Below are 26,145 nucleotides of genomic sequence, written 5' to 3'. Positions count from 1 at the left end.
GGTGGCGGACGGGAGGGCCCGCCGGTCACGCCGCGGGCCCGGCCCGACCGACGGGAGGCCCGCCGGGGGACGCCCGGCGGATCACGGCCGGCCGCGCTCCGGGGCCGGCCCCGGAACACCGTCGGCCCCGGAGCGCCGCCGGGCCCCGACGCCGCTCCGGCGGACGGGCCCCACGGGCCTCACAGGGCTTCCTGCTTGGTCAGCCAGTTGAAGCAGAGCCACCCCGGCAGCACCGGGATCCACAGCGTCAGCAGGCGGAAGAGGAGCACCGCCGGGGTCGCGACCTCCAGCGGCAGGTCCCCCACCGTCACCAGGCCGACGGTCAGCGCGCCCTCGACCGCGCCGACGCCGCCCGGCGTCGGCGCCGCCGAGCCGAGGGCGTTGCCCGCGAGGAAGACGACGGCCACGCTCGCGTAGCTGATCGTCTGGTGGCCGTGCCCGAAGGCCTGGATCGAGGCGTCCAGGCAGAACACGAACGCGCCCGTGAGGAGCAGCATCCCGCTGATGCCGGTCAGCAGCTTCATCGGCCGCTGGAGCACGTCCAGCATGCGGGGCACCACGCCGGCGAAGAGCGAGCGCAGCCGCGTCGACACGAACTTGCGCATGAACGGGATCGCCGTCACCACCAGGACGAGCACCGCGACCGTCAGGAGCCCGGCGATGACCGTCCTCGACGGGGTGAAGGACTGCGACTTCTCCGTACCCGTCAGATAGCCGAAGGAGAGCAGGAGCAGGATGTGCGCCCCGAGGCCGAAGAGCTGGGAGGCGCCGACGCTCGCCACCGCGAGCCCCGGGCGCACCCCCGAGCGCTGGAGGAAGCGGGTGTTCAGGGCGACGCCGCCGACCGCCGCCGGGGCGACGATCTTCACGAAGGAGCCGGCGACCTGCGCCACCACCGTCCGCCAGAACCCGACCCGTTCGGGCACGAAGCCGAGCAGGCTCATCGCCGCCGCCACGTAGCTGAGCGCCGAGAACAGCACGGCCGCCGCCACCCACCGCCAGTCCGCCTCGCTGATGGTCGACAGCGGCGTACGGGCGATCTGCGAGAGCAGGAAGTACGCGGCGACCGCGCCCGCGATCAGGCTGACCAGGGTCCGCGGCTTGATCCGCTCCAGGCGGACCGGCTCCACCGGGGCCTGCGGGCGGATCAGCAGCACCTGCTGCCGGATCTGCGCGAGCAGGTCCTCCTCGCGGGCCTCGTCCAGGGCGGTGTCGAGGGCCCGCTTCTCGGCCTTCTTGTCCGCCTTCTTCTCGGCCTTCGTCTCCGCCCGTACGGCCTTCCGGTCCGCGGCCGCCTCGGCCTTCGCGAGCTCCCGCTCGTGCTTGGCCGCCTCCGAGGCCGCGAGCACGGCCTCCCGTTCCCGCGCGGACCGTTCCCGCGCCCGCTTCCGCAGCGTCGCGCGCGTGGAGCGGCTCAGCGCGATCGGCTGGAGCAGCGGCAGACAGTCGGCGACGGTGTCCGGGCCGAGGACCTCGACGGCCGCGGCGACCGCCCGCTCCGCCCCGACCCGCAGACCCAGGGTGGTGAGCAGCTGGGCGGTGTCCATCCGCAGGACCAGGTCGCCGGCCGCGATCTCGCCGCCCCGCAGATCGGTCAGGATCACCCTGCCGGAACGATCCACCAGGATCGCGTCCCCCGTGAGCCGGCGGTGCGCGATCCGCCGCGACTGCAGCGCCCGTACCTGCCGCCAGGCGCTGCGGACCAGCTCGTCGGTGATCTCGGCGTCGTCGAGGGAGTCCAGGTTCCGGCCGCCGGTGTGCTCGTACACCAGCATCACGGCGTCCGGGCCGAGCTCCGAGGTGGCGATCAGCTTGGGCGCGTTCGCCCCGGCGGCGATCGCCGCGTACGCGAGGAGCGCCTCCTGCTCCAGGGCCTGGCGCAGCGAGACGATCGAGCGGCGGGTGGTGATCGTCCGCAGGGTGATCCGCCGCCACGCGCGGTAGAAGAAGCCGTGCGCCTGCTGCTCCCGGTCGACGACGGTGACGTCGAGCGGCGGCCCGTCCTCCAGGGTCACGATGTAGCGGCGGCCCCGGTCGGCGCTGTCCGCCGCGTCGGGCACGCCCTCGGCCCGCAGCGCGGTCACCGGCCGGAAGCCGACCCGGCGCAGACCGGCGAGGAGGGTCTGCCCGGTGGGCCGGACGTTCGGCGAGCCGACGGCGTACAGCGTGCCGTACGCCACCGTCCAGCCGATCAGGACGGTCAGGATGATCGAGAGGGCGGTGGTGTAGCCGGCCACCAGCATCGTGAACGCGTCGAGCAGCAGCACCACCCAGAGCGACACCCGCCAGCGGGGCCTGCGGGCCATGCCGACGGCCGTCATGTACGCGATCACCGGCGCGAGGTAGTTGTGCACCGGGTCCGTGAGCCCGCCCCCGGACTGCGGCTGGGTCAGCGCGTCCTGGATCGTGCCGGGCGCGGCCTGGGCGACCCACAGGTCGGTGGCGAGGGTGACGCCGTGCGCCAGGACGGCGGCGAGGACGCCGTCCGCGATGCGCAGCCCGTCCCGCTTGATCAGCCGCTCGATGGCGAAGGCGACCGGCACGAGCAGGACGGCGATGGACGAGACGAGACCGGCGATCTTGACGAAGACGTCCGGGGTGCCGGTCGCCCCCTTGTTGATGTCCTGCTCCAGGCCCGAGGTCGTGGCGTGGGCGAACGCGGCGACGGCGATGACGAGTCCGATGGCGAGCAGACCGACGAGCAGCCGCATGAGGTCCGAGGGCCGGTGGACACGGGCGGCGAGCAGCGGCTCGTCACCGGAGACCCGCTCGGGCACGTCGGGCTGAGCCCCGCCGGGCGGCTGCGTGTCCTGCCCCATCACCATGTCCGTCTCTGCATGCGCGTCTTGTCGGTCTCGTTCTGTTACGTCTTGTTCTGGTACGTGTTCTTGTACTTGTCGCTCTTGATCTCGTATCACCAGTCACCGCCCGCACGATGGTGGCACGAAGAGCTGCCGCGCGGAGGCATCAGGGCCATGTCGGTGGGGTGAGGCAGGATGGGGCGGATGAGCATGGAGGAGCACGTGGGGGAGACCGGAGAACTGCCCGAGTACGCGGAGCGGGTGCTCGACCTCGCCGACGCGATCCCTCCCGGCCGCGTCATGACCTACGGCGACGTGGCCGAGTGGCTCGGCGAGGGCGGACCGCGCCAGGTCGGCCGGGTCATGGCCCTGTACGGAGGGACGGCCCCCTGGTGGCGGGTGGTCCGGGCCGACGGCACGCTGCTGCCCGGCCACGAGCTCCGGGCCCTCGGCCACTACCGCGAGGAGGGCACCCCGCTGCGCGCGGCGGGCCCGGCGGCCGAGGGGCACGTGCCGAGGATCGACATGCGCCGGGCCCGCTGGGACGGAACTCACATCTGAGGGAGCGACCCCGGTCGGCCCGGGTGGGACGGGCCCGCGAGGGTGGGCGGGGCGCGGAGTACGGCTTGTCGGCGGCGCGCTTCGCGTAACGTCTTCGCTCGCGTCTCCCGAGGCGGCGGCCACGGCACACGGCCGCCTCACCCGCACCACCACACCCACCAGGACCGGCGAACCACGTGAGCTCCTCCTCCACCACCCGGCGTACGCCGCCGCACCAGGGCCAGCCGTACCCGGGGCCGGGACGGCAGCGGACCCCGGGCGCGTACCGGCTGGTACGCACCACGCCGGCCCCGCTGGATCCCCCTCAGCTGGACGCAGTCCAGCAGGAAGTGGTTGACCACACCGGCGGACCTCTCCTCGTCCTCGCCGGACCCGGCACCGGCAAGACGACCACGCTGGTCGAGGCGGTCGCCGCCCGCATGGAGAACGGCGCCGACCCCGAACGCCTCCTCGTCCTCACCTTCAGCCGCAAGGCCGCCGTCGAACTCCGCGACCGCATGGCCGGCCGGCTCGGCGGCCGCCGCCCCCCGCAGGCGACGACCTTCCACTCGTACTGCTACGCCCTCATCCGCGCCCACCAGGACGCCGAGCTCTTCGCCGAACCGCTCCGGCTGCTCTCCGGACCCGAGCAGGACCTCGCCGTCCGCGAACTGCTCGCCGGACAGATCGACCTGGAGCGGGCGGGCCTCGGCCGGGTCGGCTGGCCCGACGAACTCCGCGCCTGCCTCACCACCCGGGGCTTCGCCGACGAGGTGCGGGCCGTCCTCGCGCGCTCCCGCGAACTGGGCCTCGGACCCGACGCCCTCGCCCGCTTCGCCGAGCGGGTCGGCCGCCCGGACTGGAAGGCCGCGGCCGCCTTCCTCGCCGAGTACCTCGACGTCCTCGACCTCCAGGGCGTCCTCGACTACGCGGAGCTCGTCCACCGGGCCGTACCGCTCGCCCGGGACGCCCGCACGCCCGCGTACGACGCGATCTACGTCGACGAGTACCAGGACACCGACCCGGCCCAGGTCCGGCTCCTGCACGCGCTCGCGGGCGACGGCCGGAGCACGGTCGTCGCCTTCGGCGACCCCGACCAGTCCATCTACGCCTTCCGCGGCGCCGACGTGAACGGCATCCTCGACTTCCCGTCCTCCTTCGCCGGCGCGGACGTCCGCGTCCTGCGCACCTCGCGCCGCGCGGGCGAGGAGCTGCTCGGGGCGACCCGGCTGTTCGCCCAGCGCATGCCGATGCCCCGGCTCCCCGCCGACAAGGTCCGCGCCCACCGCGAGCTCGCCCCGACGCGGGACGGGGGACGGGCGGAGGCGTACACCTACCCCACGGCCTCGGCGGAGGCCGAGAACATCGCCGACCTGCTGCGCCGCGCCCACCTGGAGGACGGCGTCCCCTGGCAGGACATGGCCGTCCTCACCCGCGCCGCCGCCTCCCTCCCGTCCCTCCGCCGCGCCCTCACCTCGGCAGGCGTCCCGGTCGAGACCGACGCGGCGGACACCCCCCTCCGCCACGAACCGGCGGTGGCCCCGCTGCTGCTGGCACTGAGGGCGGTGGCGGGGGTCGCGGCCCCGCGCCCCGCGCCCCCGGGGGCGGGCACGCCCTCCCCGCCCCCGGTCGCGGGCACGCCCTCCCCGGCCCCGGTCGCGGGCACGCCCTCCCCGGCCCCGGTGGCGGGCGGTCGTTCCGCCCCGGCGGAACGGGCGGGCACCACCGACGACGGCGCCGCACCCGCCCCGGACAGCGCCCCCCGGGACGCCACGCCCACGCCGGACGGCGACCCCGCCCCCGGCACGGCGGACACCCCGGGCGCCCCCGGCACCGAAGCGACCTGGCTCCCCGTCGAGACGGCCCTCGAACTGCTCGCGTCCCCCCTCGCGGGAATGGACCCCGCCGACCTCCGCCGCCTGGGCAGGGCCCTACGGGACGAGGAGCGCGCCGCGGGCAACAAGATCCCGCCCCCCTCCGACGTCCTCCTCGCAAGGGCCCTCGCCGAGCCCGAGCGCCTCGTCGTCCACGACCCCGCGTACGCACGCGGCGCCCAGCGCCTGGGACAGCTCCTCCGGGAGACCCGCGCGCTGCTCGACGCCGGCGGCACCGCCGAGGAGGCCCTCTGGACGCTCTGGCAGGGCACCCCCTGGCCCGGCCGCCTGGAGCGCGCCGCCCTCCGCGGCGGCCCCGCCGGACGCAACGCCGACCGCGACCTCGACGCCGTCTGCGCCCTCTTCGAGACCGCCGCCCGCGCCGAGGAGCGCGTCGGCGGCCGGGGCGTCCTCAACTTCCTGGAGGAGCTCGACGCCCAGGACATCGCCGCCGACACCCTCACCCGCCGGCACACCCGCCCGGACGCCGTCCGTCTGATGACCGCGCACCGTTCCAAGGGCCTGGAGTGGAGCTTCGTCGTCGTCGCCGGCGTGCAGGAGGGCCTCTGGCCGGACCTCCGCCGCCGGGGCTCCCTCCTGGAGGCGGACCGCATCGGCCGGGACGGCCTCGCCGAGCCCCTCAGCCCCGGCGCCCTCCTCGCGGAGGAACGCCGGCTGTTCTACGTCGCCACCACCCGCGCCCGCGACCGGCTCGTCGTGACCGCCGTGAAGGCCGCGGCCGAGGACGGCGACCAGCCGTCCCGCTTCCTCACCGAGTTCGGCGTCGAGCCGAAGGACGTCCCGGGCCGCCCGCGCCGCCCGCTCGCCGTCTCCGCCCTGGTCGCCGAGCTCCGCGCCACCACCGTCGACCCGGAGGCCTCGCCCGCGCTCCGCGAGGCGGCCGCCGACCGGCTCGCCCGGCTGGCCGCGCTCACCGACGAGGACGGCCAGCCGCTGGTCCCGGCCGCGCATCCGGACCGCTGGTGGGGCCTGTTCGAGCCGACGCGCAGCGCGACACCGCTGCGCGACCGCGACCGGCCGGTGGCACTGTCGCCGAGCTCCCTGGAGAACCTGGTCTCCACCTGCGCCCTCCAGTGGTTCCTGGGCCGCGAGGTCAAGGCGGCGGCCCCGGCCACCGCCGCCCAGGGCTTCGGGAACGTCGTCCACGTCCTCGCCGACGAGGTCGCCTCCGGACGCACCCCGGCCGACCTCGACGTCCTCATGGCCCGGCTGGACTCCGTGTGGGACGCCCTCGCCTTCGACGCGCCCTGGAAGTCGGCCCAGGAGAAGCAGCACGCACGCGTGGCCCTCGAACGCTTCCTGACCTGGCACGTCATGGACCGTGGCGGCCGCGCCCCCGCCGCCTCCGAGCACGATTTCGACGTGACCCTGGCGGCGGGGGAGTACGAGGTCCGCATCCGGGGCTCCATGGACCGCGTCGAGACCGACGAACACGGGCGCGCGTACGTCGTCGACTTCAAGACCGGCAAGTCGGCCCCCACCCGCGACGAGGTCGCCCGCCATCCGCAGCTGGCCGTCTACCAGCTCGCGGTGCGGGAGGGCGCCCTCGACGAGGTCTTCGGCGGCGACCGCCCGGAGCCGGGCGGCGCGGAGCTCGTACAGCTGCGGCAGGCCGCCCCGAAGAAGGAGGGCGGCGACGCCCTGCCCAAGGTCCAGGCGCAGGAGCCGCTGACCGGGGAGTGGGTCGGCGAACTGCTCGCCGGCGCGGCGGGCCGGGTCCTCGACGAGCGGTTCACCCCGAGCACCGGCCAGCACTGCGCGACCTGCGCCTTCCGGGCCTCGTGCAGCGCACAGCCGGAGGGCCGCCAGGTCGTCGACTGACCCCGGCCCCCGCCCCCGGCCCGGTCGCGAGCACGCGCGCGGGGGGCGACCCTGGTGGGACGGCCCGGGAGAATCAGCGGGGAGGTTCGCATGACGTCCCAGTCCCACCGAAAGCTCCGTGCCGCGGTCGTCGTCTGCGCGGTCGTCGTCGTCACGGGTCCCGTACCGGCCGCGGCCCGGGCGGCGGACCTCCCGGTCGCCGCGCCCGCCGTGGCGGCACCCTCCCCGGACCCCTTCTCCGGCCTCACCGCCCGCGAGATCGGCGACCGGGCCGTGACCGCCACCCGGTCCGCGACGTCCCTGCGCATGACCGGCCGGATCGTCAGCGAGGGGCAGCCGCTCGACATCGACTTCGCCGTCGACGACCGCGACGAGTGCACCGGCCTGATGAAGGTCGAGGACGGCACCGCCGAGCTGCGCCGGGTCGACCACGTCACCTACATGAAGGGCGACGAGGCCTTCTGGCGGGCCTCCATGACCTCCCAGGGCATGTCGGAGGCGCAGATCACGACCGTCCTCGAACTGATCGAGGACCGCTGGCTGAAGATCGCCCCGGGGCAGACGGGCAGTCAGGACCTCGGCGGCGTCTGCGACCTGAAGTCGCTCCTCGCCGGCCTGGGCAAGGACAAGGAGCGGCGTGGGGGACTGGCCCGGGGGCCGGACGGCAAGGTCGACGGGACCCCCGTCGCGACCCTGGTGAAGAAGGAGGCCGGCGGCGAGACGACCACCGTCTCCGTCTCGGAGCGGGGCGAACCGTACATCCTGAAGATGGTCAGGGAAGGCGGGAAGGAACCCGGTGCCCTCGTGCTCTCCGACTACGACGAGCCGGTCGACGTGAAGGCCCCGCCGCCCGACGAGACGGTCGACCTCGCGAAGCTCGACCGGGGCACGTCCGCGTAGAGGAGCGGAGAGGACCCGCGCGGAAGGAACGGAGAAGATCCGCGCGGAAGGAGCGGAGAGGACCCGCGCGGAGAAGCGGAGAAGCGCAGGTCGGGGCCGTGCGGGGCCGGAATGTCGGACGGCCCCGCTAGCCTCTTCCGGTGACCGCACGCATCACCGACCCCGAGCAGCTCAAGGAGCTCCTCGGCATCCCGTTCACTCCGGAGCAGACGGCCTGCATCACCGCGCCGCTCGCCCCGCAGGTCGTCGTGGCCGGAGCCGGCTCCGGCAAGACGACGGTGATGGCGGCCCGGGTGGTCTGGCTGGTCGGCACGGGCCAGGTCGCCCCCGAGCAGGTCCTCGGCCTCACCTTCACCAACAAGGCGGCGGGCGAGCTCGCCGAGCGGGTCCGCACCGCCCTCGTCCGCGCCGGCGTCACCGACCCCGACGTCATCGATCCGGAGAACCCCCCGGGCGAGCCCCGCATCTCCACGTACCACGCCTTCGCCGGGCAGCTCCTGACCGACCACGGCCTCCGCATCGGCCTGGAGCCCACCTCCCGCCTCCTCGCCGACGCCACCCGCTACCAGCTCGCCGCGCGCGTGCTGCGCGAGGCCCCCGGCCCGTACCCCGCGCTCACCCGGTCCTTCCCGACCCTCATCACCGACCTGCTCGCCCTCGACTCCGAGCTCGCCGAGCACCTCGTGCCGCCCGAGCGGCTCCTCGCGTACGACTCCGGGCTCCTCGCGTCCCTCGCCGACGCCAAGCTCAGCAACGCCGAACTGCGCAAGGTTCCCGAGGCCTCCGCCGCCCGCCGCGAACTCCTCGACCTCGTCGTCCGCTACCGCGCCGCCAAGCGCTCCCGCGATCTGCTCGACTTCGGCGACCAGATCGCCCGCTCCGCCGAGCTCGCCACCACCCGCCCCGAGGTCGGCGCGATCCTCCGGGACGAGTTCAGGGTCGTCCTCCTCGACGAGTACCAGGACACCTCCGTCGCCCAGCGCCTGCTGCTCTCCGGCCTCTTCGGCCAGGGCCCGTCCGGCCGGAGCACCGGACACGCGGTGACCGCCGTCGGCGACCCCTGCCAGGCCATCTACGGCTGGCGCGGCGCCTCCGTCGCCAACCTCGACGACTTCCCCGAGCACTTCCCGCACGCGGACGGCAGCCCCGCGAGCCGCTACTCCCTCTCCGAGAACCGGCGCAGCGGCGGCCGCCTCCTGGAACTCGCCAACGGGCTCGCCGCCCCCCTGCGGGCCATGCACGCGGGCGTGGAGGCACTGCGCCCCGCCCCGGGCGCCGAGCACGACGGCAGCGTCCGCATCGCCCTCCTCCCCACCCACGCGGAAGAGATCGACTGGCTCGCCGACTCCCTCGCCCACCTCGTGCGGACCGGCCGCGAGCCCGGCGAGATCGCCGTCCTGTGCCGCACCGCCACCGACTTCCCCGCCCTCCACGCGGCCCTCGTCGCCCGCGACGTCCCCGTCGAGGTCGTCGGCCTCTCCGGCCTCCTCCACCTGCCCGAGATCGCCGACCTCGTCGCCGTCTGCGAGGTCCTCCAGGACCCGGGGGCCAACGCCTCCCTGGTCCGTCTCCTCACCGGCCCCCGCTGGCGCATCGGCGCCCGCGACCTCGCCCTCCTCGGCCGCCGCGCCCGTCTCCTCGTCCACCGGGGCGGCGGGGAGACGGACCCCGAGCAGCGGCTCGCCGCCGCCGTCGAGGGCGTCGACCCGGCCGAGGTGGTCTCCCTCGCCGACGCGCTCGACACCTTCCTCGACTCCGGCGGCACCGACGACGGCCTGGCCTTCTCCGCCGAGGCCCGGGTCCGCTTCGCGCGCCTCGCCACCGAGCTGCGCGCCCTGCGCACCTCCCTCGCCGACCCGCTCATGGACGTGCTGCACCGCGTCCTCGCCGCGACCGGCCTGGAGGTCGAGCTCTCCGCCTCCCCGCACGCCCTCGCGGCCCGCCGCCGCGAGACCCTCGGCCAGTTCCTCGACGTCGCCGCCGGCTTCGCCTCCCTCGACGGCGAGGCCGGCCTCCTGGCCTTCCTCGGCTTCCTGCGCACGGCCGTCCAGTTCGAGAAGGGCCTCGACAGCGCGCTGCCGGGCGGCGAGAACACCGTGAAGGTCCTCACCGCCCACAAGTCCAAGGGCCTCGAATGGGACGTCGTCGCCGTCCCCGGCCTGGTCGCGGGCCAGTTCCCGAGCGCCCGGGCCCGCGAGTCGTGGACCTCGCAGCCCCAGGTGCTCCCGCACGCCCTGCGCGGCGACGCGGCCACCCTGCCGGACATCGACACCTGGGACGCCAAGTCCCTCACGTCCTTCAAGAACGAGATGCGGGACCACCAGCACACCGAGGAGCTCCGCCTCGGCTACGTCACCTTCACCCGCCCCCGCTCCCTGCTCCTCGGCTCCGCCCACTGGTGGGGCCCCGCCCAGAAGAAGCCCCGCGGCCCCTCGGACTTCCTCCGCGCGCTGTACGACCACTGCGCGGCGGGCCACGGCGAGATCGAGGCCTGGGCGGACGAGCCGGAAGAAGGGGCGGAGAACCCGTCCCTGAAGGACGGGGGCAAGGACCTGGCCTGGCCGCTTCCGCTGGACGAGGAGTCCTTCAAGCGCCGCAAGGAGGCGGCGGAGGCGGTCCGCCACCGGTTGTGGGCGATCGCTCCGCAGGGCGAGGGGGCTCCCCCCTGGCCGAACGGAGCCGGGAGCCCGGAGAAGGGGGGGCCCCACCCCCCGAGCACGGCGCCCGGCCTCCCGGACCCCGACCCCGAGGACCCCTGGCCCGACGAGGAGGAACCCGTCTGGGACGAAGAGGCCCTCCCCGAAGACACCCACGCGGACGCGATCCCGGCCCCGAGGGAGCCCGAGGCCCTGCCCCCGGAGCCGCACGACGAACTCGCCCCCGAGGACAGGAAGACCCTCGCCTCCTGGGACCGCGACCTCACCGCCCTCACCGCCGAGCTCCGCCGCGCCCGCGCGACGACCCGGGACGTCCTCCTCCCCGCGTACCTCTCCGCCTCCCAGGTCCTGCGCCTCGCCGCCGACCCCGACGGCTTCGCCCAGGAGCTGGCCCGGCCGATGCCGAAGGCGCCGCAGCCCGCGGCCCGCCGGGGCACCCGCTTCCACGCGTGGGTGGAGTCCCGCTTCGAGGAGCTCCCGCTGCCGTTCCTCGGCCCGGAGGAGCTGCCCGGCGGCGAGGAGTTCGCGGGCGAGCCCGAGATCCTCGACGAGCGGGACCTCGACGAGCTCAAGGAGGCCTTCGCCCGCACCCCGTACGCCCACCGCACGCCGTACCGCGTCGAGGTCCCCGTGCACCTCTCCCTCGCGGGCCGGGTCGTGCGGGGCAGGATCGACGCCGTCTACCGGGACCCGCGGTCCGGCGCGTACGAGATCGTCGACTGGAAGACCAGCCGGGACCGCACCGCGGATCCGCTCCAGCTCGCGATCTACCGGCTCGCCTGGGCCGAGCAGCACGGCCTCGCGCCCGAGGAGGTGGCCGCCGCCTTCGTGTACGTCCGGACGGGTGAGGTCGCCCGTCCGGCCGGGCTGCCCGGCCGCGCCGAGCTGGAGGCCCTCCTGCTGGGTGGGGCACCTCCGGACGCCGGATAGGCTCGGAGCATGAGCGAGACCCCGGACAGCGCCGTCCGCACCGTACGCACGTACGTCGAGCAGCACCGTGCCGCCTTCCTCGGCGACCTGGCCGAGTGGCTGCGCATCCCCTCCGTGTCGGCCCAGCCGGAGCGGGCCGGAGACGTACGGCGCAGCGCCGAGTGGCTCGCCGCCAAGCTCACGGAGACCGGTTTCACCACGGTCGAGATCTGGGAGACCGACGGCGCGCCCGCCGTCTTCGCCGAGTGGCCCTCCGAGGACCCGGACGCCCCGACCGTCCTCGTCTACGGCCACCACGACGTGCAGCCCGCGGCCCGGGAGGACGGCTGGCACACGGACCCGTTCGAGCCGACGGTGGTCGACGGCCGGCTGTACGCGCGCGGGGCGGCCGACGACAAGGGGCAGGTGTTCTTCCACACCCTCGGCGTCCGCGCCCACCTCGCCGCCACCGGCCGCACCGCGCCCGCCGTCCACCTCAAGCTGATCGTCGAGGGCGAGGAGGAGTCGGGCTCCCCGCACTTCCGCGCGCTCGTCGAGGAGCACGCGGGGCGGCTCGCCGCCGACGCCGTGATCGTCTCCGACACCGGCATGTGGTCCGAGACCACCCCCACCGTCTGCACCGGCATGCGCGGGGTCGCCGACTGCGAGATCGAGCTGTACGGCCCCGACCAGGACATCCACTCCGGCTCCTTCGGCGGCGCCGTGCCGAACCCGGCCACCGTCGCCGGCCGGATCGTCGCCGCCCTCCACGACGAGCACGAGCGCGTCGCGATCCCCGGCTTCTACGACGGAGTGACGGAACTCACCGAGGCCGAGCGGGCCCTCGTCGCCGAGCTGCCCTTCGACGAGGAGGCCTGGCTGCGGACGGCCAGGTCCCACGGCACCCTCGGCGAGGCCGGCTTCACGACCCTGGAGCGGGTCTGGGCCCGCCCCACCGCCGAGGTCAACGGCATCGGCGGCGGCTACCAGGGCCCCGGCGGCAAGACGATCGTCCCCGCCTCCGCCATGCTCAAGCTGTCGTTCCGACTGGTCGCGGGCCAGGACCCGGCCAAGATCGAGCTCGCGGTACGGGACTGGCTCGACGGCCTCGTCCCCGTCGGCATCCGGCACGAGATCGCCTTCGGCGCCCCCACCCGTCCCTGCCTCACCCCCCTCGACCACCCCGCCCTCAAGGCGGTGGCCGGAGCCATGAGCCGGGCCTTCGACGGCGCCAAGGTCCGCTACACCCGCGAGGGCGGCTCCGGACCGGCCGCCGACCTCCAGGACGTCCTGGGAGCACCCGTCCTGTTCCTCGGGATCTCCGTCCCGTCCGACGGCTGGCACGCCCCCGACGAGAAGATCGAACTCGATCTCCTCATGAAGGGCGTCGAGACGACCGCGCACCTGTGGGGCGACCTGCCCGCCGCTCTCCACAGCGACGCCCGCTGAACCCACACACCGATCCGGGGGAGTTGGAAGCACCTGTGAGCACCCTGAAGAACGCGCCGAGCAGCCTGGCGTACGCGTCCGCGGACCGCCCGATCTCGCTCACCGCCCCGAGCGGCATCGACCGCGCGGCCCACCACCGCCTCGACGAGGCATGGCTGGCGGCGGCCTGGAGCCACCCCACGACCCGGGTCTTCGTGGTCTCCGGCGGCCAGGTGCTGATCGACGACCGTCCCGACGGCACCACCGAGATCGTGATGACCCCGGCCTTCGAGGCCCCGGTCACCGAGACCCACCGCTACTTCCTGGGCACGGACGCCGACGGCGTCTCCTACTTCGCCCTCCAGAAGGACTCCCTGCCCGGCCGCATGGACCAGTCCGCGCGCCCCGCCGGGCTGCGCGAGGCCGGCCTGCTGCTCTCCGACCGCGACGCGGCCCTCATGGTGCACGCCGTGGCCCTGGAGAACTGGCAGCGCCTCCACCGCTTCTGCTCGCGCTGCGGCGAACGCACGGTCATCGCGGCCGCCGGGCACGTCCGCCGCTGCCAGGCCTGCGGGGCCGAGCACTACCCGAGGACCGACCCCGCGGTGATCATGCTGGTCACCGACGACCAGGACCGGGCGCTGCTCGGCCGCCAGGTGCACTGGCCCGAGGGCCGCTTCTCGACCCTCGCGGGCTTCGTGGAGCCGGGCGAGTCCATCGAGGCGTCGGTGGCCCGCGAGGTCTTCGAGGAGGCCGGCGTCACGGTCGGCGAGGTCGAGTACATCGCCAGCCAGCCCTGGCCGTTCCCGTCCAGCCTGATGCTGGGCTTCTTCGCCCGCGCCACGTCCTCCGAGATAAACGTGGACGGCGAGGAGATCCACGAGGCCCGCTGGTTCTCCCGCGAGGACCTGGCCGCCGCCTTCGAGTCCGGCGAGGTCCTGCCCCCGTACGGCATCTCGATCGCCTCCCGGCTGATCGAGCGCTGGTACGGCAGGCCGCTCCCGAAGCCGGGCGACGTGATCTGACCGGCGGGAGCCCCTGGCCTTCGGGCGGGTTCCCCTTGCTGTCCGGCGGGTGCCCCCTGGCTTTCGGGCGGGTTCCCCTTGCTGTCCGGCGGGTGCCCCCTGGCTTTCGGGCGGGTTCCCCTTGCTGTCCGGCGGGTGCCCCCTGCCGTCCGGCGGGAAGCCCCCGCCTTCCGGCGGGAAGCCCCCGCCTTCCGACACGACTCCCGGCCTTCGTGCCGGGGCCGTGTCGGACCCGCCTGCCACACTGCGGTCCATGTCCCTCACCGATCTCACCCTCGCCCGGTGGCGGTCCTTCGACCTGGCCGCCGCACGCCGCTTCGCCGAGGAGGCCGCCCGCCTGGTGGACGGCCGGGTGACCCTCGTCGAGACCACGGAACACCTGGGCGCCCCGCTGCACCGGGTCCGGATCGAGCGCCAGGGGCAGGACTTCGCCCTGATACCCGGGGGCCGGGTGTCCCTCGGCTTCGACCCGGACGGCTGGCACCCGATGCCCTGGCAGGCCGCCGACCACGCCGAGAGCCTGGAGCAGGGCTTCGCCGACGGACCCGATCTGCGGGCCCACCTCGCGCGGGTGCTCAGTCCCCGCCGGAGCGCCGTCCTGCCGACGGTGCTCATGGCCGTGGAGGACGAGGACCTGACGGAGCCGCCCGCCGACATGCCGGCGGTTCTCGCGGCGCGCGGCCTGCGGATGCCGAGCTCCGACGAGTGGGAGCACGCGTGCGGGGCCGGGGCGGAGACCCTGTTCCGGTGGGGGGACGACTGCCCCCGCGACCGGCTCCCCCACGAGGACGGCCCCGGTCCGCAGAACGAGCCGAGCGCCTTCGGCCTGCGCATCGCCTACGACACCTACCGCTCGGAGCTGACGAGCGACACCACCGCCGTCCACGGCGGTGACGGCGGCGAATCGGTGTGCGGCGGCTACGGCCGGCTGCTGGCATGGCTGCCCCTGGCCACCGCCCACCGCAACCCGTCCACGGCCGAGCTCGTGTACGGCGACGGCCTGTGGGAGGACGCCTCCACCCGGCCGGTCCTCCCGCTCTGACCGCGTGCCCCGCGGTTCCCGGGGACGCACGCGCCCCGCGGTTCCCGGGGGACACGCGAAAACCCCCGACCGGCACCGGGCCGGTCGGGGGTCGTGTCTCGCGGTCGCTCAGGCGTCGATCTTCTGCTTGACCTGCGCGAGGCTCGGGTTCGTCAGGGTCGAACCGTCCGGGAAGAGCACGGTCGGCACCGTCTGGTTGCCGCCGTTGGCCTTCTCGACGAACGCCGCCGAGTCGGGGTCCTGCTCGATGTTGATCTCCGTGTACGCGATGCCCTCGCGGTCCATCTGGCTCTTCAGCCGACGGCAGTAGCCGCACCACGTGGTGCTGTACATCGTCACAGTGCCCTGCATGGCCAGGCGCTCCTCTTGTTCGCGGACGGGTGCCGAGAGGAAGAACGTACGGCCTCCCGGCACCATTCCCGGAATTCGTATGACCGGCGTCCCGCGCCTGTGGACGAGCCGCCGCACCCGTCCCGCCGACCTGGCAGCATGGCGGGGTGACAGCAGCAACGCACTCCACTCTCTTCCCCCAGGTCCCGGAGACGGCCGACGCGGTGCTCGACGGGCTCGACCCCGAGCAGCGCGAGGTCGCCCTTGCCCTGAACGGACCGGTGTGCGTCCTCGCGGGAGCCGGCACGGGCAAGACGCGGGCCCTCACCCACCGCATCGCGTACGGGGTGCGGGCGGGCATCCTGCAGCCCGCCAGTGTGCTGGCCGTCACGTTCACCAACCGTGCCGCGGGCGAGATGCGCGGCCGGCTCCGACAGCTCGGCGCGGGCGGGGTCCAGGCCCGCACGTTCCACTCCGCGGCCCTCCGGCAGCTCCAGTTCTTCTGGCCGAAAGCAGTCGGTGGCGAGCTGCCCCGCCTCCTTGAGCGCAAGGTCCAGCTGGTCGCCGAGGCCGCGGCCCGCTGTCGGATCCGGCTCGACCGGAACGAGCTCAGGGACGTGACCGGCGAGATCGAGTGGGCCAAGGTCACCCAGACCGTCCCCGCCGACTACCCGGCCGTCGTCGCCAAGTCCCTCAGGGACGCCCCCCGCGATCCGGCCGAGATCGGCCAGATCTATGCCATGTACGAGCAGCTGAAGCGCGACCGCTCGGTGATCGACTTCGAGGACGTGCTGCTGCTCACCGTCGGCATCCTCCAGGACCGGCACGACATCGCCGACCAGATCCGCCGCCAGTACCAGCACTTCGTGGTGGACGAGTACCAGGACGTCTCCCCGCTCCAGCAGCGGCTGCTCGACCTGTGGCTCGGCGACCGGGACAACCTCTGCGTCGTCGGTGACGCCGGCCAGACGATCTACTCCTTCACCGGCGCCACCCCCGACCACCTGCTGAACTTCCGCACCCGGCACCCGGGCGCCACCGTCGTCAAGCTGGTCCGCGACTACCGCTCCACCCCGCAGGTCGTCCACCTGGCGAACGGGCTGCTCGGCCAGGCCCGCGGCCGGGCCGCCGAGCACCGCCTGGAGCTGATCTCCCAGCGCGACCCGGGCCCCGAGCCGGTCTACACGGAGTACGCCGACGAGCCCGCCGAGGCCGAGGGCACCGCCCGCCGCATCCGCGACCTCATCGCCGCCGGCGTCCCGGCCGGCGAGATCGCCGTCCTCTACCGGATCAACGCCCAGTCCGAGGTGTACGAGCAGGCCCTCGCCGACGCCGGAGTGCCCTACCAGCTCCGCGGCGCCGAGCGCTTCTTCGAGCGCCAGGAGGTGCGGGAGGCGGGCGTCGCCCTGCGCGGCGCCGCCCGCGCCGGGGGGAACGACCCGCTCCTCGACGACTCCGAGGACCTCCCCGCCCAGGTCAGGGCCGTCCTCTCCACCAAGGGCTGGACCACCGAGCCGCCCGCCGGCTCCGGCGCGGTCCGCGACCGCTGGGAGTCCCTCGCCGCCCTCGTCCGGCTCGCCGAGGACTTCGCCCGCGCCAAGCCCGGCGCCACCCTCTCCGACCTGGTGGCCGAGCTCGACGAGCGGGCCGCCGCGCAGCACGCCCCGACCGTCCAGGGCGTCACCCTCGCCTCGCTGCACGCCGCCAAGGGCCTCGAATGGGACGCCGTCTTCCTGGTCGGCCTCACCGAGGGCATGCTGCCGATCACCTACGCCAAGACCGACGAGCAGATCGAGGAGGAGCGGCGCCTGCTGTACGTGGGCGTCACCCGGGCCCGGGTCCACCTCACGCTCTCCTGGGCGCTCTCCCGCTCCCCGGGCGGCCGGGCCAACCGGCGCCCCAGCCGCTTCCTCCAGGGACTGCGGCCCGGCTCCGGCTCCCTCGGCCCCGTCGGTTCCGGCGGCGCCTCCGGCTCCGTCGAGCGGGGGAGCGGCCTCCGCCGGCGGGGGCCCCGCGGCCCCGTCCTGTGCCGGGTCTGCGGCGCCACCCTGACCGAGGCCGGCGCGATGAAGCTGATGCGCTGCGAGGACTGCCCCTCGGACATGGACGAGGGCCTGTACGAGCGGCTGCGGGACTGGCGATCGGAACAGGCCAGGCAGCTCGGCCAGCCGGCCTATTGCGTGTTCACCGACAAGACGCTCATGGCGATCGCCGAGCGGGTCCCCGCCACCGACGGGGAGCTCGCCTCGATCTCCGGCGTCGGAGTCCGCAAGCTCGACCGCTTCGGAGCCGCGGTCCTGGCCATCTGCGCAGGTGAGGAGGGCGGGACCGACGGGGACGAGGACTGAGGAAAACTCGTCGGAAAAATAGTTTGCGCCCGCCCCGTCAAGCCCCATAGGTTCTTAACCACGGAAACGGCGGCTTCATGGAAGCCCTGTCTTCGTGCTGTACTTGTCCAAATAAACATGAGGGTCCGGCTCGCACCCGAGCCCTCCGAGACGCCGAGAGGAGGCGATTCCAGTGATCAGCTACACCATCCAGACCAGCACCGTCAGCACCGCCGGCTTCATCGGCACGGCCAAAATGACCGATCTCTCGGTCGTCTCCGCCTGCTCGCTCGGCCTCTCCGCCTCGGCCCTCATCGGCACCGGTCTGCCCGTCGCCAGCCTGCCCGTCACCGGTCTTTCCGGTCTCGGCGCGGCCGCCGTGGCTCCGCGCAATGAGCGACCGACCAAGGCACTGGAAGCAGGAGTAGCAGGCAAGGCCACGACCTATGGCTTTGCGGCGACCGGTGCCGGAACCCAGCAGCAGACGACGACGCAGCACCACATGATGTGGGCCTTCCGTGGGCTCGAACCCTGGAGTGATCCAGTCTGATCCATGATCAGACCGGCGCCTTCAGGGCCGCGGAACCCCATCCGGGATCCGCGGCCCTTCTGTTTGTCCTCGAACGGGGACGACAGCGTGAAGGGGCCTCGGGAAAGACACCGCCCGGTACCAGCCGAAACCCCGGCCAACAGGCCGGAACGACCAGACGAGGAAAGACCACCGTGCAACTCGAAGCGCACGCCCCGTCCGTACCGCATTCCGAATCGATCCCCCTGCCCGGCTCCACGGAGGACCCCGCTTTGACCCCCCTCACCGCGCTCACCGCGCTCGACGACGCCATCGAGAACCTCGGCGTACCCGTCCCCTGTCGCGCCTACGACCCCGAGGTCTTCTTCGCGGAGTCCCCGGCCGACGTCGAGTACGCGAAGTCCCTCTGCCGGACCTGCCCCCTGGTGGCCGCCTGCCTCGCCGGCGCCAAGGAGCGCCGCGAGCCCTGGGGCGTCTGGGGTGGCGAGCTCTTCGTCCAGGGTGTGGTCGTCGCCCGCAAGCGGCCCCGTGGCCGCCCGCGCAAGAACCCGGTCGCGGCATGAGCGCCACCGGAACCATCGACCGCCCCCTCACGCACGATCCCCAGAAGCAGGCCCCGATGACCTCTTCCAGCAGCGAGCCCCTGGGCTCCGCGACCCCAGTCTTCTCCCCCGCCGCCGCGCACACCGCGCGTCAGAACAGGACCCGTGAAATGCAACTCGCCCCAGAAGCCCTGGCCCGTGCCCATATGCGCGAGCGACACCGTGAGGCCGACGCGGAACGCCAGGCCGTGCGCCTGGTCGCCGCCCGGCGCATGCAGCGGCGCGCCGAGCGCGTCTCGCTGCGCGCCCGCCGCGCGCTCGCCATGGCCGTCATGCACTGAGCATCTCCGTGATGCCCTCGCGGGGGCCGGTCCGCACGGACCGGCCCCCGCGGTGCGTTGTCCGGTCCGCGGCGTCTCCGCCGGGTTATCGTCACGAGGGTGAACGACGCCCGTACCCCCGAGGCACCCTTCGTCTGCGCGCGCTGCGGCAAGACCACCGAGACCTTGCCGCTGACCTGGACCTGCTCCGTCGAGAACGGCCGACGCCAGTACTTCTGCGAGGAGTGCGCCCGCGCCAACATCCGCTCGATCGAGGGCCGCCTCGACTCCTCCTGGTGGTGAGCCCCGCCGCCCGTGTACCCGCTCGTCCCGCCCTGCGGGGCGACCGCCCGCACGGGCGGGCGGGGCGCCGAGACGCCCTCTACGCGGGAGCCGGGTGCTCGAAGCCCGGCAGCCACTCGGCGAGCTCGTCCCGCAGCCGCACCGTCGCGTTCAGCTGGCAGAGCACCCCGATGGTGCTCAACGTCACACGGTGTATCAGCAGGTACGAGGGCGGCAGGTTCAACCGCTTGCCCAACTGGTGGGCGGGGGAGCGGGGGTCGGCGATCCGCGCCGCCTGGGTGCGGATCCAGCCCCGGGTGAAGGAGAAGGCCTCCACCTCGGCCGGCTCGATGATCGGCAGCAGGTACTCCAGGACCGCGTCCGGGTCGAGCGCGACGGACTCCTTGACGAAACCCTCCGCGCACAGCAGCTCGTAGACGGTCTCGGCCTCGCCCGCGACCGTCATCCGCAGACAGGTGCCGATCGTCTCCGGCAGCCCGCCCGGCAGCCGGTCCACCGTGCCGAAGTCGAGGACGCCGAGCCGCCAGCCCTCCGGCCCCTCGTCCTCGCCCCCGGGCAGCAGCCGGAAGTTCCCCGGGTGCGGATCGGCGTGCAGCAGGCCCGTGCGCGCGGGGCCGGAGAAGAGGAAACGGGCGAGGAGCTGACCCGCCCGGTCCCGCTGCGCCTCCGTGCCGTCCGCGATCACCTCCGCGAGCGGCACCCCGTCCATCCACTCGGTCACGAGGACCTGCTCCGACTGGTGCACCACCGCGGGCACCACCACGTCGGGATCGTCCGCGAACTCCTCCGCGTGGATCCGCTGCGCCTCCGCCTCCAGGGCGTAGTCCAGCTCCTCCGAGACCCGGTCCCGCATCTCGGCGATCAGCGGCTTGACGTCCATGCCCGGGATCAGCGGACCGAGCAGCCGGGCGAAACGGCTCAACTGCGTCAGGTCCGAGAGCAGCGCCTCCCCGGCGCCCGGGTACTGCACCTTCACCGCGACCTCACGGCCGTCGTGCCACACGGCCCGGTGCACCTGCCCGATCGAGGCCGCCGCCGCGGGCTTGTCCTCGAACTCGAGGAACAACTTCCGCCACCCGGCCCCGAGCCGCTCCTCCAGCACCGCGTGCACCGCGCGCGTCGGCATCGGCGGCGCCGCGTCCTGAAGCTTCGTCAGCGCCGCCCGGTACGGTCCGGCGACCTCCTCCGGGAGGGCCGACTCGAAGACGGACAGCGCCTGCCCGAACTTCATGGCCCCGCCCTTCAGCTCGCCGAGGACCTTGAACAGCTGCTCCGCCGTGCGCTGCTGGAGCTCCCGGGCGACCAGCTCCGCGGATCTGCCGCCGATCCGCTTGCCCAGGCCCCAAGTGGCCCGGCCCGCGAAGCCCAGAGGCAACGCGGCCAACTTGGCGGTCCGGGTGACCGCCTTCCGGGGAAGATCAGACATACGCCCCTCCAAAACCCAGACTGCCGTGCCGCGCAGGGCCGTTACCCCGCCATTGTGTCGTGAGCCTTCCCGGGCGCCGAGGCGCGCTCCCCTTCTCCTCCGCGCGCCGCCCCGCAGGGGCAGGCCGGATGCGGTCTCAGCCGCTCCGCCCGCCACTCCAGCACCGGCAGCGACGCCTCCCAGCGGGTGCCGGTGCTCGCCGGGAGGTCCCCGTCCAGGAAGGCCAGCGCGTGCGCGGCGGCCAGCCCGGCGACCGCCGTGGCCAGGCCCAGGTCGCAGGCGGGCAGCGGGTGCGGGGCGCCGGAACGCCACTGGGCGAGCAGCCGGGGCGTCACCGGCTCCCGGTCCGTCAGCTCCTCCTGGAGGCACCGCGCGCAGGCCGTGCCGCCGGGCAGCACCAGGGGCCCGACCGTCCCCGTCGCCTCCAGGACGCCCGCGTACAGATGAGGGGTGCCGGTGGAGATCCACGGCTCGGCGGGGAGCGGATCGGGGACGTACGCACCGAGCCCGTCCCGCGGCGTCACCACGACGAGTGACAGTCCGGGCTCTCCCGCGGCGTCACCCGACCCGCCGCATCCGCCCCGGCGCCGCGACCCGCCGGGCCCGCCCGGCTCACCCGGTCCGGTTCCTCCCGGCCGTCCCCCGCGTCCCCATGCCCGGGTCCAGCGGGTGACCAGGCGGCGGGCCGCCGTCGCGCGGCGCTCCCCGACGGACTCGGCGGGGAGGCCGCCCGGGGCCGTCTCCCAGGGCTCGACCCGTCCCGAGTCGAGGACCTCGACCGAGCCGACGCCCGCGGCGGCGAGCAGGGACGCCACCGTCGTCCCCACCCGGCCCGCGCCCCGGACCTGGACGCGCAGGGCCCGCCGGGCCGCCAGGGTCCGCGCCGCCCGCTCCGGCCCGGGGTGCACCACGGAGAGGGAGGCCAGGTCGGCGCGGAGCGGATCGAGGGCCACGTCCACCGCGCCGGCGGCCGGACCCGCCTTCCCGGGCCGCCCGGTCGCGGAGTCCGTGAGGAGCCCGGCCGACTCCAGCCGGCCCAGGAGCGCCTCCAGACGGCCGTCCGGCAGGCCGAGCGCCCGTGCCTCGGCCCGCAGCAGCGCGGTCCCGCGGGTGCCGTCGAGCAGCCCGAGCACCGACCCCGTCGCCTGGTCGACCGGGTCGAGCACCACCGCGTGCGCCGGGGCGACGCCGAACTGCACGCACTGCAGATTCCGCCACGCCCGCCGCAGCGCCGGTTTCACCATCGGATGCATTTCCCCGCCCCCGTTCGTTCCCACGTCCGCCTTCGACGCCCGTCCTCGTCCGTGACCGCATTCATGATCGACAGCGACATTCCGTCGCCCGAAGTGAGAATGCCCCGCCGCCGTGACGGGTGCCGAAAGTTGTCCACAGGCCAGGGGGATTAGTCATTCAAATGGTGTGCGGGGGCCGGATCGTTCCCCGGACCACTCCCGGGGACGGGACTTCCCCCATCGGCAGCGGGTAACGTCGGGGCCGTGCCCGCCGACTCCCAGCACAGCGTGACCAGCGAACCGCCCCGTGGGGCGGGGACGAGCGCGGTCGAGGTGCGCAGAAGTCCGCGGCGGAGGAGGACCGTCTCGGCCTACCGCGAGGGCGACCGGACCGTCGTGCTCATCCCGGCCCGCATGTCGGAGGCGGAGGAGCGCCGCTGGGTGGGCGTCATGCTGGACAAGCTCGCCGCCCAGGAGAGCCGGAGCGTCCTCGGCGACCGCGAGCTCACCGAGCGCGCGCTGCGCCTCTCGGAGCAGTACTTCGACGGCCGGGCCCGCCCCCGCTCCGTCCGCTGGGTGACCAACCAGAACACCCGTTGGGGCTCCTGCACCCCCTCCGAGGGCAGCATCCGCCTCTCCCACCGACTCCAGGGCATGCCCGAGTACGTCGTCGACTACGTCCTCCTGCACGAGCTGGCCCACCTCCTCGTCCCCGGGCACGGGCCGCGGTTCTGGCGGCTCCTGGAGGCGTACCCCCGCACCGAGCGGGCGCGCGGCTATCTGGAGGGCGTGGTCGCCGCCGGGCGGCTGCCGCACCTTCCGGACGCTCGCGAGGAGTGACGGCGCCGCCACGCGCGCATGCGCGGGTTTTCCCGATTCCGTACCGAAGAGGACGCGAAGAGGACCTGGCCTGTCTCAATGTCGTGCCCAGCGGTTAGCCTGGCGCGAGCATTCGCCATTCGGGATGGGGGACGGTCGTTACGCATGGCCAGGGAATTCCAACGCGGCCACAAGGCCAAGATCAGTGATCTGACCGCGGGGACCGATCTGTACGTCGGTGTGCAGATCGCCGGCCCCGGACTGACTTTCGACATCAGCTGCTTCGGACTCGACGCCGAGGAACGGCTCTCCGACGACCGCTACTTCGTCTTCTTCAACCAGCCGAAGTCGCCCGAGGAGTCCATCCAGCTGCTCGGCGCGCAGTCCGGTGACACCGAGTCCTTCCGCGTCACCCTCGACCGCGTCCCCGCGCACATCCACAAGCTGTCGTTCACCGCGACGATCGACGGCGCCGGCCAGATGTCCCAGGTCGGCCCCGGTCACCTGCGGATCGTGGCGGGCGGTGAGGAGGTCGCGCGCTACGCCTTCACGGGTGCGGAGTTCTCCACCGAGCGCGCGGTGATGCTCGGCGACTTCTACCTCAAGGACGTGTGGCGGTTCGCCGCCGTCGGCCAGGGCTTCGACGGGGGCCTGGAGGCGCTCCTGCGGAACTTCGGCGGCGAGGTCGCCGAGGACGAGCCGGCCGCCGCCCCGCAGCAGGCCGCGGCCCCCGGCTTCGCCCCGCCGCCGCAGGCCGCGGCGCCCCCGGCCTTCGGCGCCCCCGCCGCGCCCGCTCCGGCCCCCGCGCCCGCGTTCGGCGCGCCGCCGGCCCCGCAGGCGCCCGTGCCGCCCGCGCCCGTGCCGCCGGTCCACACGGCGCCGACGATGGTCGCGCCCCTGGCCCCGGCCCCCGTGCCGCCGCCGGCCCCGGCCCCCGCCCCGTACGGGCAGCCGCCGCAGCAGCCGCAGTACGGCCAGGTCCCGGGCCAGCCTCCCGGCCAGTACCCGGGACAGGTCCCGGGCCAGTACCCGGGACAGCACTCCGGCCAGTACCCCGGCCACGGCCAGCCGCCGCAGCCCCCCCACGGGCAGCCCGCGCCCGCCCCGTACGGGCAGCAGCCGCCGGCGTACGGGCAGCAGCCCGGCGTCCCGCAGGGCGCGCCCGCGACCGGAGCGGGGCTCGCCGCCGCGCTCGCGCCGTACAAGGAGACCGCCACCGGCGCCCGCTGGACCCCGCAGAACCAGCAGCTCATGCGGGTCGACCTCGCCATGGGCGGCGTGCCCGTCCTCGCCCGGCAGGGCTCCATGGTCATGTACCAGGGCAAGGTCGACTTCGGCTACAAGGGCGCCGGCTTCGCCGGCCGGATCGTCGGCAACGCCACCGGCCAGGAGATGCAGCTCATGCGCTGCAGCGGCCGCGGTCAGGTCTTCCTCGCCGAGAACGGCGCGCACCTGCACCCGATCGAGCTCCAGGGCGACGGCATCTGCGTCTCCGCCGAGAACGTCCTCGCGTTCGACGAGTCCCTGCAGTACGAGGTCCGCCGCATCGAGGGCCACGGCATCCCCGGCGGCGCCCTGTTCACCATGCAGTTCCAGGGCACGGGCACCGTCGTCGTGAAGACCCACGGCGTCCCCGTCGTCCTGCCCGTCACGCCGACCACCTTCGCCGACTGCAACGCCGTCGTCGCCTGGTCGTCCGCGTCCCAGGTCATCCTCTCCAGCCAGGTGCGGCTCCGTCGCAACGCCTACCCCGGCCACAGCGGGGAGACCGTGAACCTCCAGTTCCGGGGAGCCCCCGGCAACTTCATCGTCGTCCAGCCCTACGAGGTCTGAGGGAGCCCGTCATGAACCAGCAACTCGCGGGCTACGCCCCGACCCCCGTCGCGGCCCGCATGGAGAACCACGGCCGCGCCATGCTCAAGGTCGCCATGGCCTCCGGCCAGGACCTGTACGCCCGGACCGGCGCGATGGTCGCCTACGAGGGCTTCATCACCTACGAGCCCAACCCGCCCGCCGTCCGCCAGGTCGCCCAGCAGTGGGCCACCGGCGAGGGCGCGCCCCTCATGAAGTGCTCCGGCGACGGACTGCTCTACCTCGCCGACTACGGCGCCGACGTCGTGGTCATCAACCTCCAGAACGACTCGATCTCGGTCAACGGCACCAACGTGCTCGCCTTCGACGCCCACCTCCAGTGGGGCGTCGAGCGGGTCAAGGGCCTCGCCAAGTTCGCCGGCCAGGGCCTGTTCAACGTGGAGATCGCCGGCACCGGCTGGGTCGCGCTCACCTCGCGCGGCACGCCGATCGTCGTCGACTGCGGCCGCGGCGAGGACGAGACGTACGTCGACCCCGACGCGCTCGTCGCCTGGTCGCCCGCGCTCAAGGTCAAGGGCAAGCGCAGCTTCAAGGCGTCCTCCCTCATCGGGCGGGGCAGCGGCGAGGCATACCAGATGGCCTTCTCGGGCCAGGGCATCGTCGTCGTACAGCCGAGCGAGGACAGCACCGACCGCCTGCGGGCCCGGGGCTGAGGGGAGCGAGAACACACCATGCAGAGCCCGCTTTTCAACCACGCCGAACAGCAGAGCCAGGAGCGGTACGTCATCCAGAACCCGCAGCTCCTGCGGGTCAGCCTCACCGGGCAGGACGACGTCCTCGCCCGCAAGGGCGCCATGGTCGCGTACCAGGGCCTCATCGACTTCGACGGCGAGTACAAGACCCCCGGCCAGCGCCGGGCCCAGGCCCGCACCGGTGAGGGCCTGGACCTGATGCGCTGCTCCGGCCAGGGCACGGTCTACTTCGCCAACCTCGCCCAGCACGTCCACGTCGTGGAGGTCGAGCAGGACGGCCTGACCGTCGACAGCGCCTACGTCCTGGCGCTCGACTCGACCCTCCACACCGAGGTCATCGCCGTCGACAGCCAGTACGGCGTCTCCGGCACCGGCAAGTACCAGCTCAACATCTCCGGCCGCGGCAAGGTCGCCCTCATGACCTCCGGACAGCCGCTGATGATGCAGGTCACGCCCGAGAAGTACGTCAGCGTCGACGCGGACGCGATCGTCGCCTGGTCCACCGGGCTGCGCGTCCAGATGCAGGCGCAGACGACCAACTCCAGCGTCCGCCGCCGACGGGGCGACACGGGCGAGGGCTGGGAGCTCAGCTTCCTCGGCCAGGGCTTCGCGCTCGTCCAGCCGAGCGAGGTCATGCCCCCGCAGCACGCCGCCATCGGACAGGGCGTCGCCGCCCAGTTCGGCGCCGGCCAGCACGGCTCCCACGCCCAGAACCAGAACAACGCCTGGAACTGA

General features: G+C 74.1%; 20 protein-coding genes. 16 read left to right on the top strand and 4 right to left on the bottom strand.

The annotated features are described in order from the left end of the window. Positions 1–179: 179 nt before the first annotated feature. The gene (locus IE180_RS01640; RefSeq protein WP_190154905.1) at positions 180–2,825 is read right to left on the bottom strand and encodes a lysylphosphatidylglycerol synthase domain-containing protein; all 2,646 of its coding nucleotides are present in this window, start codon (positions 2,823–2,825) and stop codon (positions 180–182) included. A gap of 171 nt (positions 2,826–2,996) precedes the next feature. Here IE180_RS01640 and IE180_RS01635 point away from each other — a divergent pair, with 171 nt between their 5' ends. The 7 genes from IE180_RS01635 (at position 2,997) to IE180_RS01605 (ending at position 15,018) form a co-directional block, all read left to right on the top strand. After that, positions 2,997–3,362 carry an MGMT family protein gene (locus IE180_RS01635; RefSeq protein ID WP_190154904.1) on the top strand — a complete coding sequence of 122 codons (366 nt, stop codon included), beginning with the start codon at positions 2,997–2,999 and terminating at the stop codon, positions 3,360–3,362. A gap of 176 nt (positions 3,363–3,538) precedes the next feature. After that, positions 3,539–7,057, top strand: a complete 3,519-nt coding sequence (locus tag IE180_RS01630) for an ATP-dependent helicase (RefSeq protein ID WP_190154903.1) — start codon at positions 3,539–3,541, stop codon at positions 7,055–7,057. A 90-nt stretch (positions 7,058–7,147) separates the two neighbouring features. Beyond that, positions 7,148–7,957: a hypothetical protein gene (locus tag IE180_RS01625; RefSeq protein ID WP_190154902.1), complete on the top strand. Its 810-nt coding sequence runs from the start codon at positions 7,148–7,150 to the stop codon at positions 7,955–7,957. Between the two features lie 140 nt (positions 7,958–8,097). Beyond that, positions 8,098–11,544 (top strand): ATP-dependent helicase, encoded by a 3,447-nt coding sequence (locus IE180_RS01620; protein WP_190154901.1) that lies wholly within the window; start codon positions 8,098–8,100, stop codon positions 11,542–11,544. Between the two features lie 9 nt (positions 11,545–11,553). Beyond that, positions 11,554–12,972, top strand: coding sequence for a dipeptidase (locus tag IE180_RS01615; protein ID WP_190154900.1), 1,419 nt, complete (start codon positions 11,554–11,556; stop codon positions 12,970–12,972). A 35-nt stretch (positions 12,973–13,007) separates the two neighbouring features. Further along, positions 13,008–13,976 (top strand): NAD(+) diphosphatase, encoded by a 969-nt coding sequence (gene nudC / locus IE180_RS01610; RefSeq protein ID WP_229860236.1) that lies wholly within the window; start codon positions 13,008–13,010, stop codon positions 13,974–13,976. A 253-nt stretch (positions 13,977–14,229) separates the two neighbouring features. Beyond that, on the top strand, positions 14,230–15,018 hold the full coding sequence (locus IE180_RS01605) for a hypothetical protein (RefSeq protein ID WP_190154899.1): 789 nt from the start codon (positions 14,230–14,232) through the stop codon (positions 15,016–15,018). Between the two features lie 108 nt (positions 15,019–15,126). Here IE180_RS01605 and IE180_RS01600 read toward each other — a convergent pair whose 3' ends face one another. Further along, positions 15,127–15,369: a mycoredoxin gene (locus IE180_RS01600; RefSeq protein ID WP_190154898.1), complete on the bottom strand. Its 243-nt coding sequence runs from the start codon at positions 15,367–15,369 to the stop codon at positions 15,127–15,129. Positions 15,370–15,515: 146 nt separating this feature from the next. On the opposite strand from IE180_RS01600, the gene IE180_RS01595 reads away from it, so the two are divergent. The 5 genes from IE180_RS01595 (at position 15,516) to IE180_RS01575 (ending at position 19,369) form a co-directional block, all read left to right on the top strand. Continuing rightward, positions 15,516–17,696 carry an ATP-dependent DNA helicase UvrD2 gene (locus IE180_RS01595; protein WP_190154897.1) on the top strand — a complete coding sequence of 727 codons (2,181 nt, stop codon included), beginning with the start codon at positions 15,516–15,518 and terminating at the stop codon, positions 17,694–17,696. A 172-nt stretch (positions 17,697–17,868) separates the two neighbouring features. Then, on the top strand, positions 17,869–18,225 hold the full coding sequence (locus IE180_RS01590) for a hypothetical protein (protein ID WP_190154896.1): 357 nt from the start codon (positions 17,869–17,871) through the stop codon (positions 18,223–18,225). A gap of 173 nt (positions 18,226–18,398) precedes the next feature. Beyond that, positions 18,399–18,767 carry a WhiB family transcriptional regulator gene (locus tag IE180_RS01585; RefSeq protein ID WP_123455306.1) on the top strand — a complete coding sequence of 123 codons (369 nt, stop codon included), beginning with the start codon at positions 18,399–18,401 and terminating at the stop codon, positions 18,765–18,767. Beyond that, positions 18,764–19,087: a putative WhiB-interacting protein gene (locus IE180_RS01580; RefSeq protein WP_190154895.1), complete on the top strand. Its 324-nt coding sequence runs from the start codon at positions 18,764–18,766 to the stop codon at positions 19,085–19,087. Before IE180_RS01585 ends, IE180_RS01580 begins: the two co-directional genes overlap by 4 nt. A gap of 99 nt (positions 19,088–19,186) precedes the next feature. Then, positions 19,187–19,369, top strand: a complete 183-nt coding sequence (locus IE180_RS01575) for a hypothetical protein (RefSeq protein WP_123455308.1) — start codon at positions 19,187–19,189, stop codon at positions 19,367–19,369. A gap of 79 nt (positions 19,370–19,448) precedes the next feature. Here the strand turns inward: IE180_RS01575 and IE180_RS01570 are convergent, their stop codons facing one another. Continuing rightward, positions 19,449–20,795, bottom strand: a complete 1,347-nt coding sequence (locus IE180_RS01570) for an ABC1 kinase family protein (RefSeq protein WP_190154894.1) — start codon at positions 20,793–20,795, stop codon at positions 19,449–19,451. A gap of 41 nt (positions 20,796–20,836) precedes the next feature. Then, positions 20,837–22,048, bottom strand: coding sequence for a TOMM precursor leader peptide-binding protein (locus tag IE180_RS01565; protein ID WP_190154893.1), 1,212 nt, complete (start codon positions 22,046–22,048; stop codon positions 20,837–20,839). A 243-nt stretch (positions 22,049–22,291) separates the two neighbouring features. Here IE180_RS01565 and IE180_RS01560 point away from each other — a divergent pair, with 243 nt between their 5' ends. The 4 genes from IE180_RS01560 to IE180_RS01545 all read left to right on the top strand — a co-directional run bounded on the left by IE180_RS01560 (position 22,292) and on the right by IE180_RS01545 (position 26,145). Then, the gene (locus tag IE180_RS01560) at positions 22,292–22,867 is read left to right on the top strand and encodes a M48 metallopeptidase family protein (RefSeq protein ID WP_190154892.1); all 576 of its coding nucleotides are present in this window, start codon (positions 22,292–22,294) and stop codon (positions 22,865–22,867) included. Positions 22,868–23,011: 144 nt separating this feature from the next. After that, on the top strand, positions 23,012–24,679 hold the full coding sequence (locus tag IE180_RS01555) for a TerD family protein (RefSeq protein ID WP_190154891.1): 1,668 nt from the start codon (positions 23,012–23,014) through the stop codon (positions 24,677–24,679). An 11-nt stretch (positions 24,680–24,690) separates the two neighbouring features. After that, positions 24,691–25,371, top strand: coding sequence for an AIM24 family protein (locus tag IE180_RS01550; protein ID WP_190154890.1), 681 nt, complete (start codon positions 24,691–24,693; stop codon positions 25,369–25,371). Positions 25,372–25,389: 18 nt separating this feature from the next. Beyond that, on the top strand, positions 25,390–26,145 hold the full coding sequence (locus IE180_RS01545; protein WP_190154889.1) for an AIM24 family protein: 756 nt from the start codon (positions 25,390–25,392) through the stop codon (positions 26,143–26,145).

The sequence above is a fragment of the Streptomyces litmocidini genome (assembly GCF_014649755.1).
In the GTDB taxonomy this organism is placed as follows: domain Bacteria; phylum Actinomycetota; class Actinomycetes; order Streptomycetales; family Streptomycetaceae; genus Streptomyces; species Streptomyces litmocidini.
This window is presented reverse-complemented; position numbering and strand designations above follow the sequence as displayed.

Coding starts and splice junctions, on each gene's coding strand:
- IE180_RS01605 (WP_190154899.1), top strand. CDS start 14,230: ATGTCCCTCACCGATCTCACCCTCGCCCGGTGGCGGTCCTTCGACCTG.
- IE180_RS01555 (WP_190154891.1), top strand. CDS start 23,012: ATGGCCAGGGAATTCCAACGCGGCCACAAGGCCAAGATCAGTGATCTG.
- IE180_RS01625 (WP_190154902.1), top strand. CDS start 7,148: ATGACGTCCCAGTCCCACCGAAAGCTCCGTGCCGCGGTCGTCGTCTGC.
- IE180_RS01580 (WP_190154895.1), top strand. CDS start 18,764: ATGAGCGCCACCGGAACCATCGACCGCCCCCTCACGCACGATCCCCAG.
- IE180_RS01640 (WP_190154905.1), bottom strand. CDS start 2,825: ATGGTGATGGGGCAGGACACGCAGCCGCCCGGCGGGGCTCAGCCCGAC.
- IE180_RS01615 (WP_190154900.1), top strand. CDS start 11,554: ATGAGCGAGACCCCGGACAGCGCCGTCCGCACCGTACGCACGTACGTC.
- IE180_RS01545 (WP_190154889.1), top strand. CDS start 25,390: ATGCAGAGCCCGCTTTTCAACCACGCCGAACAGCAGAGCCAGGAGCGG.
- IE180_RS01600 (WP_190154898.1), bottom strand. CDS start 15,369: ATGCAGGGCACTGTGACGATGTACAGCACCACGTGGTGCGGCTACTGC.
- IE180_RS01550 (WP_190154890.1), top strand. CDS start 24,691: ATGAACCAGCAACTCGCGGGCTACGCCCCGACCCCCGTCGCGGCCCGC.
- IE180_RS01635 (WP_190154904.1), top strand. CDS start 2,997: ATGGGGCGGATGAGCATGGAGGAGCACGTGGGGGAGACCGGAGAACTG.
- IE180_RS01565 (WP_190154893.1), bottom strand. CDS start 22,048: ATGCATCCGATGGTGAAACCGGCGCTGCGGCGGGCGTGGCGGAATCTG.
- IE180_RS01570 (WP_190154894.1), bottom strand. CDS start 20,795: ATGTCTGATCTTCCCCGGAAGGCGGTCACCCGGACCGCCAAGTTGGCC.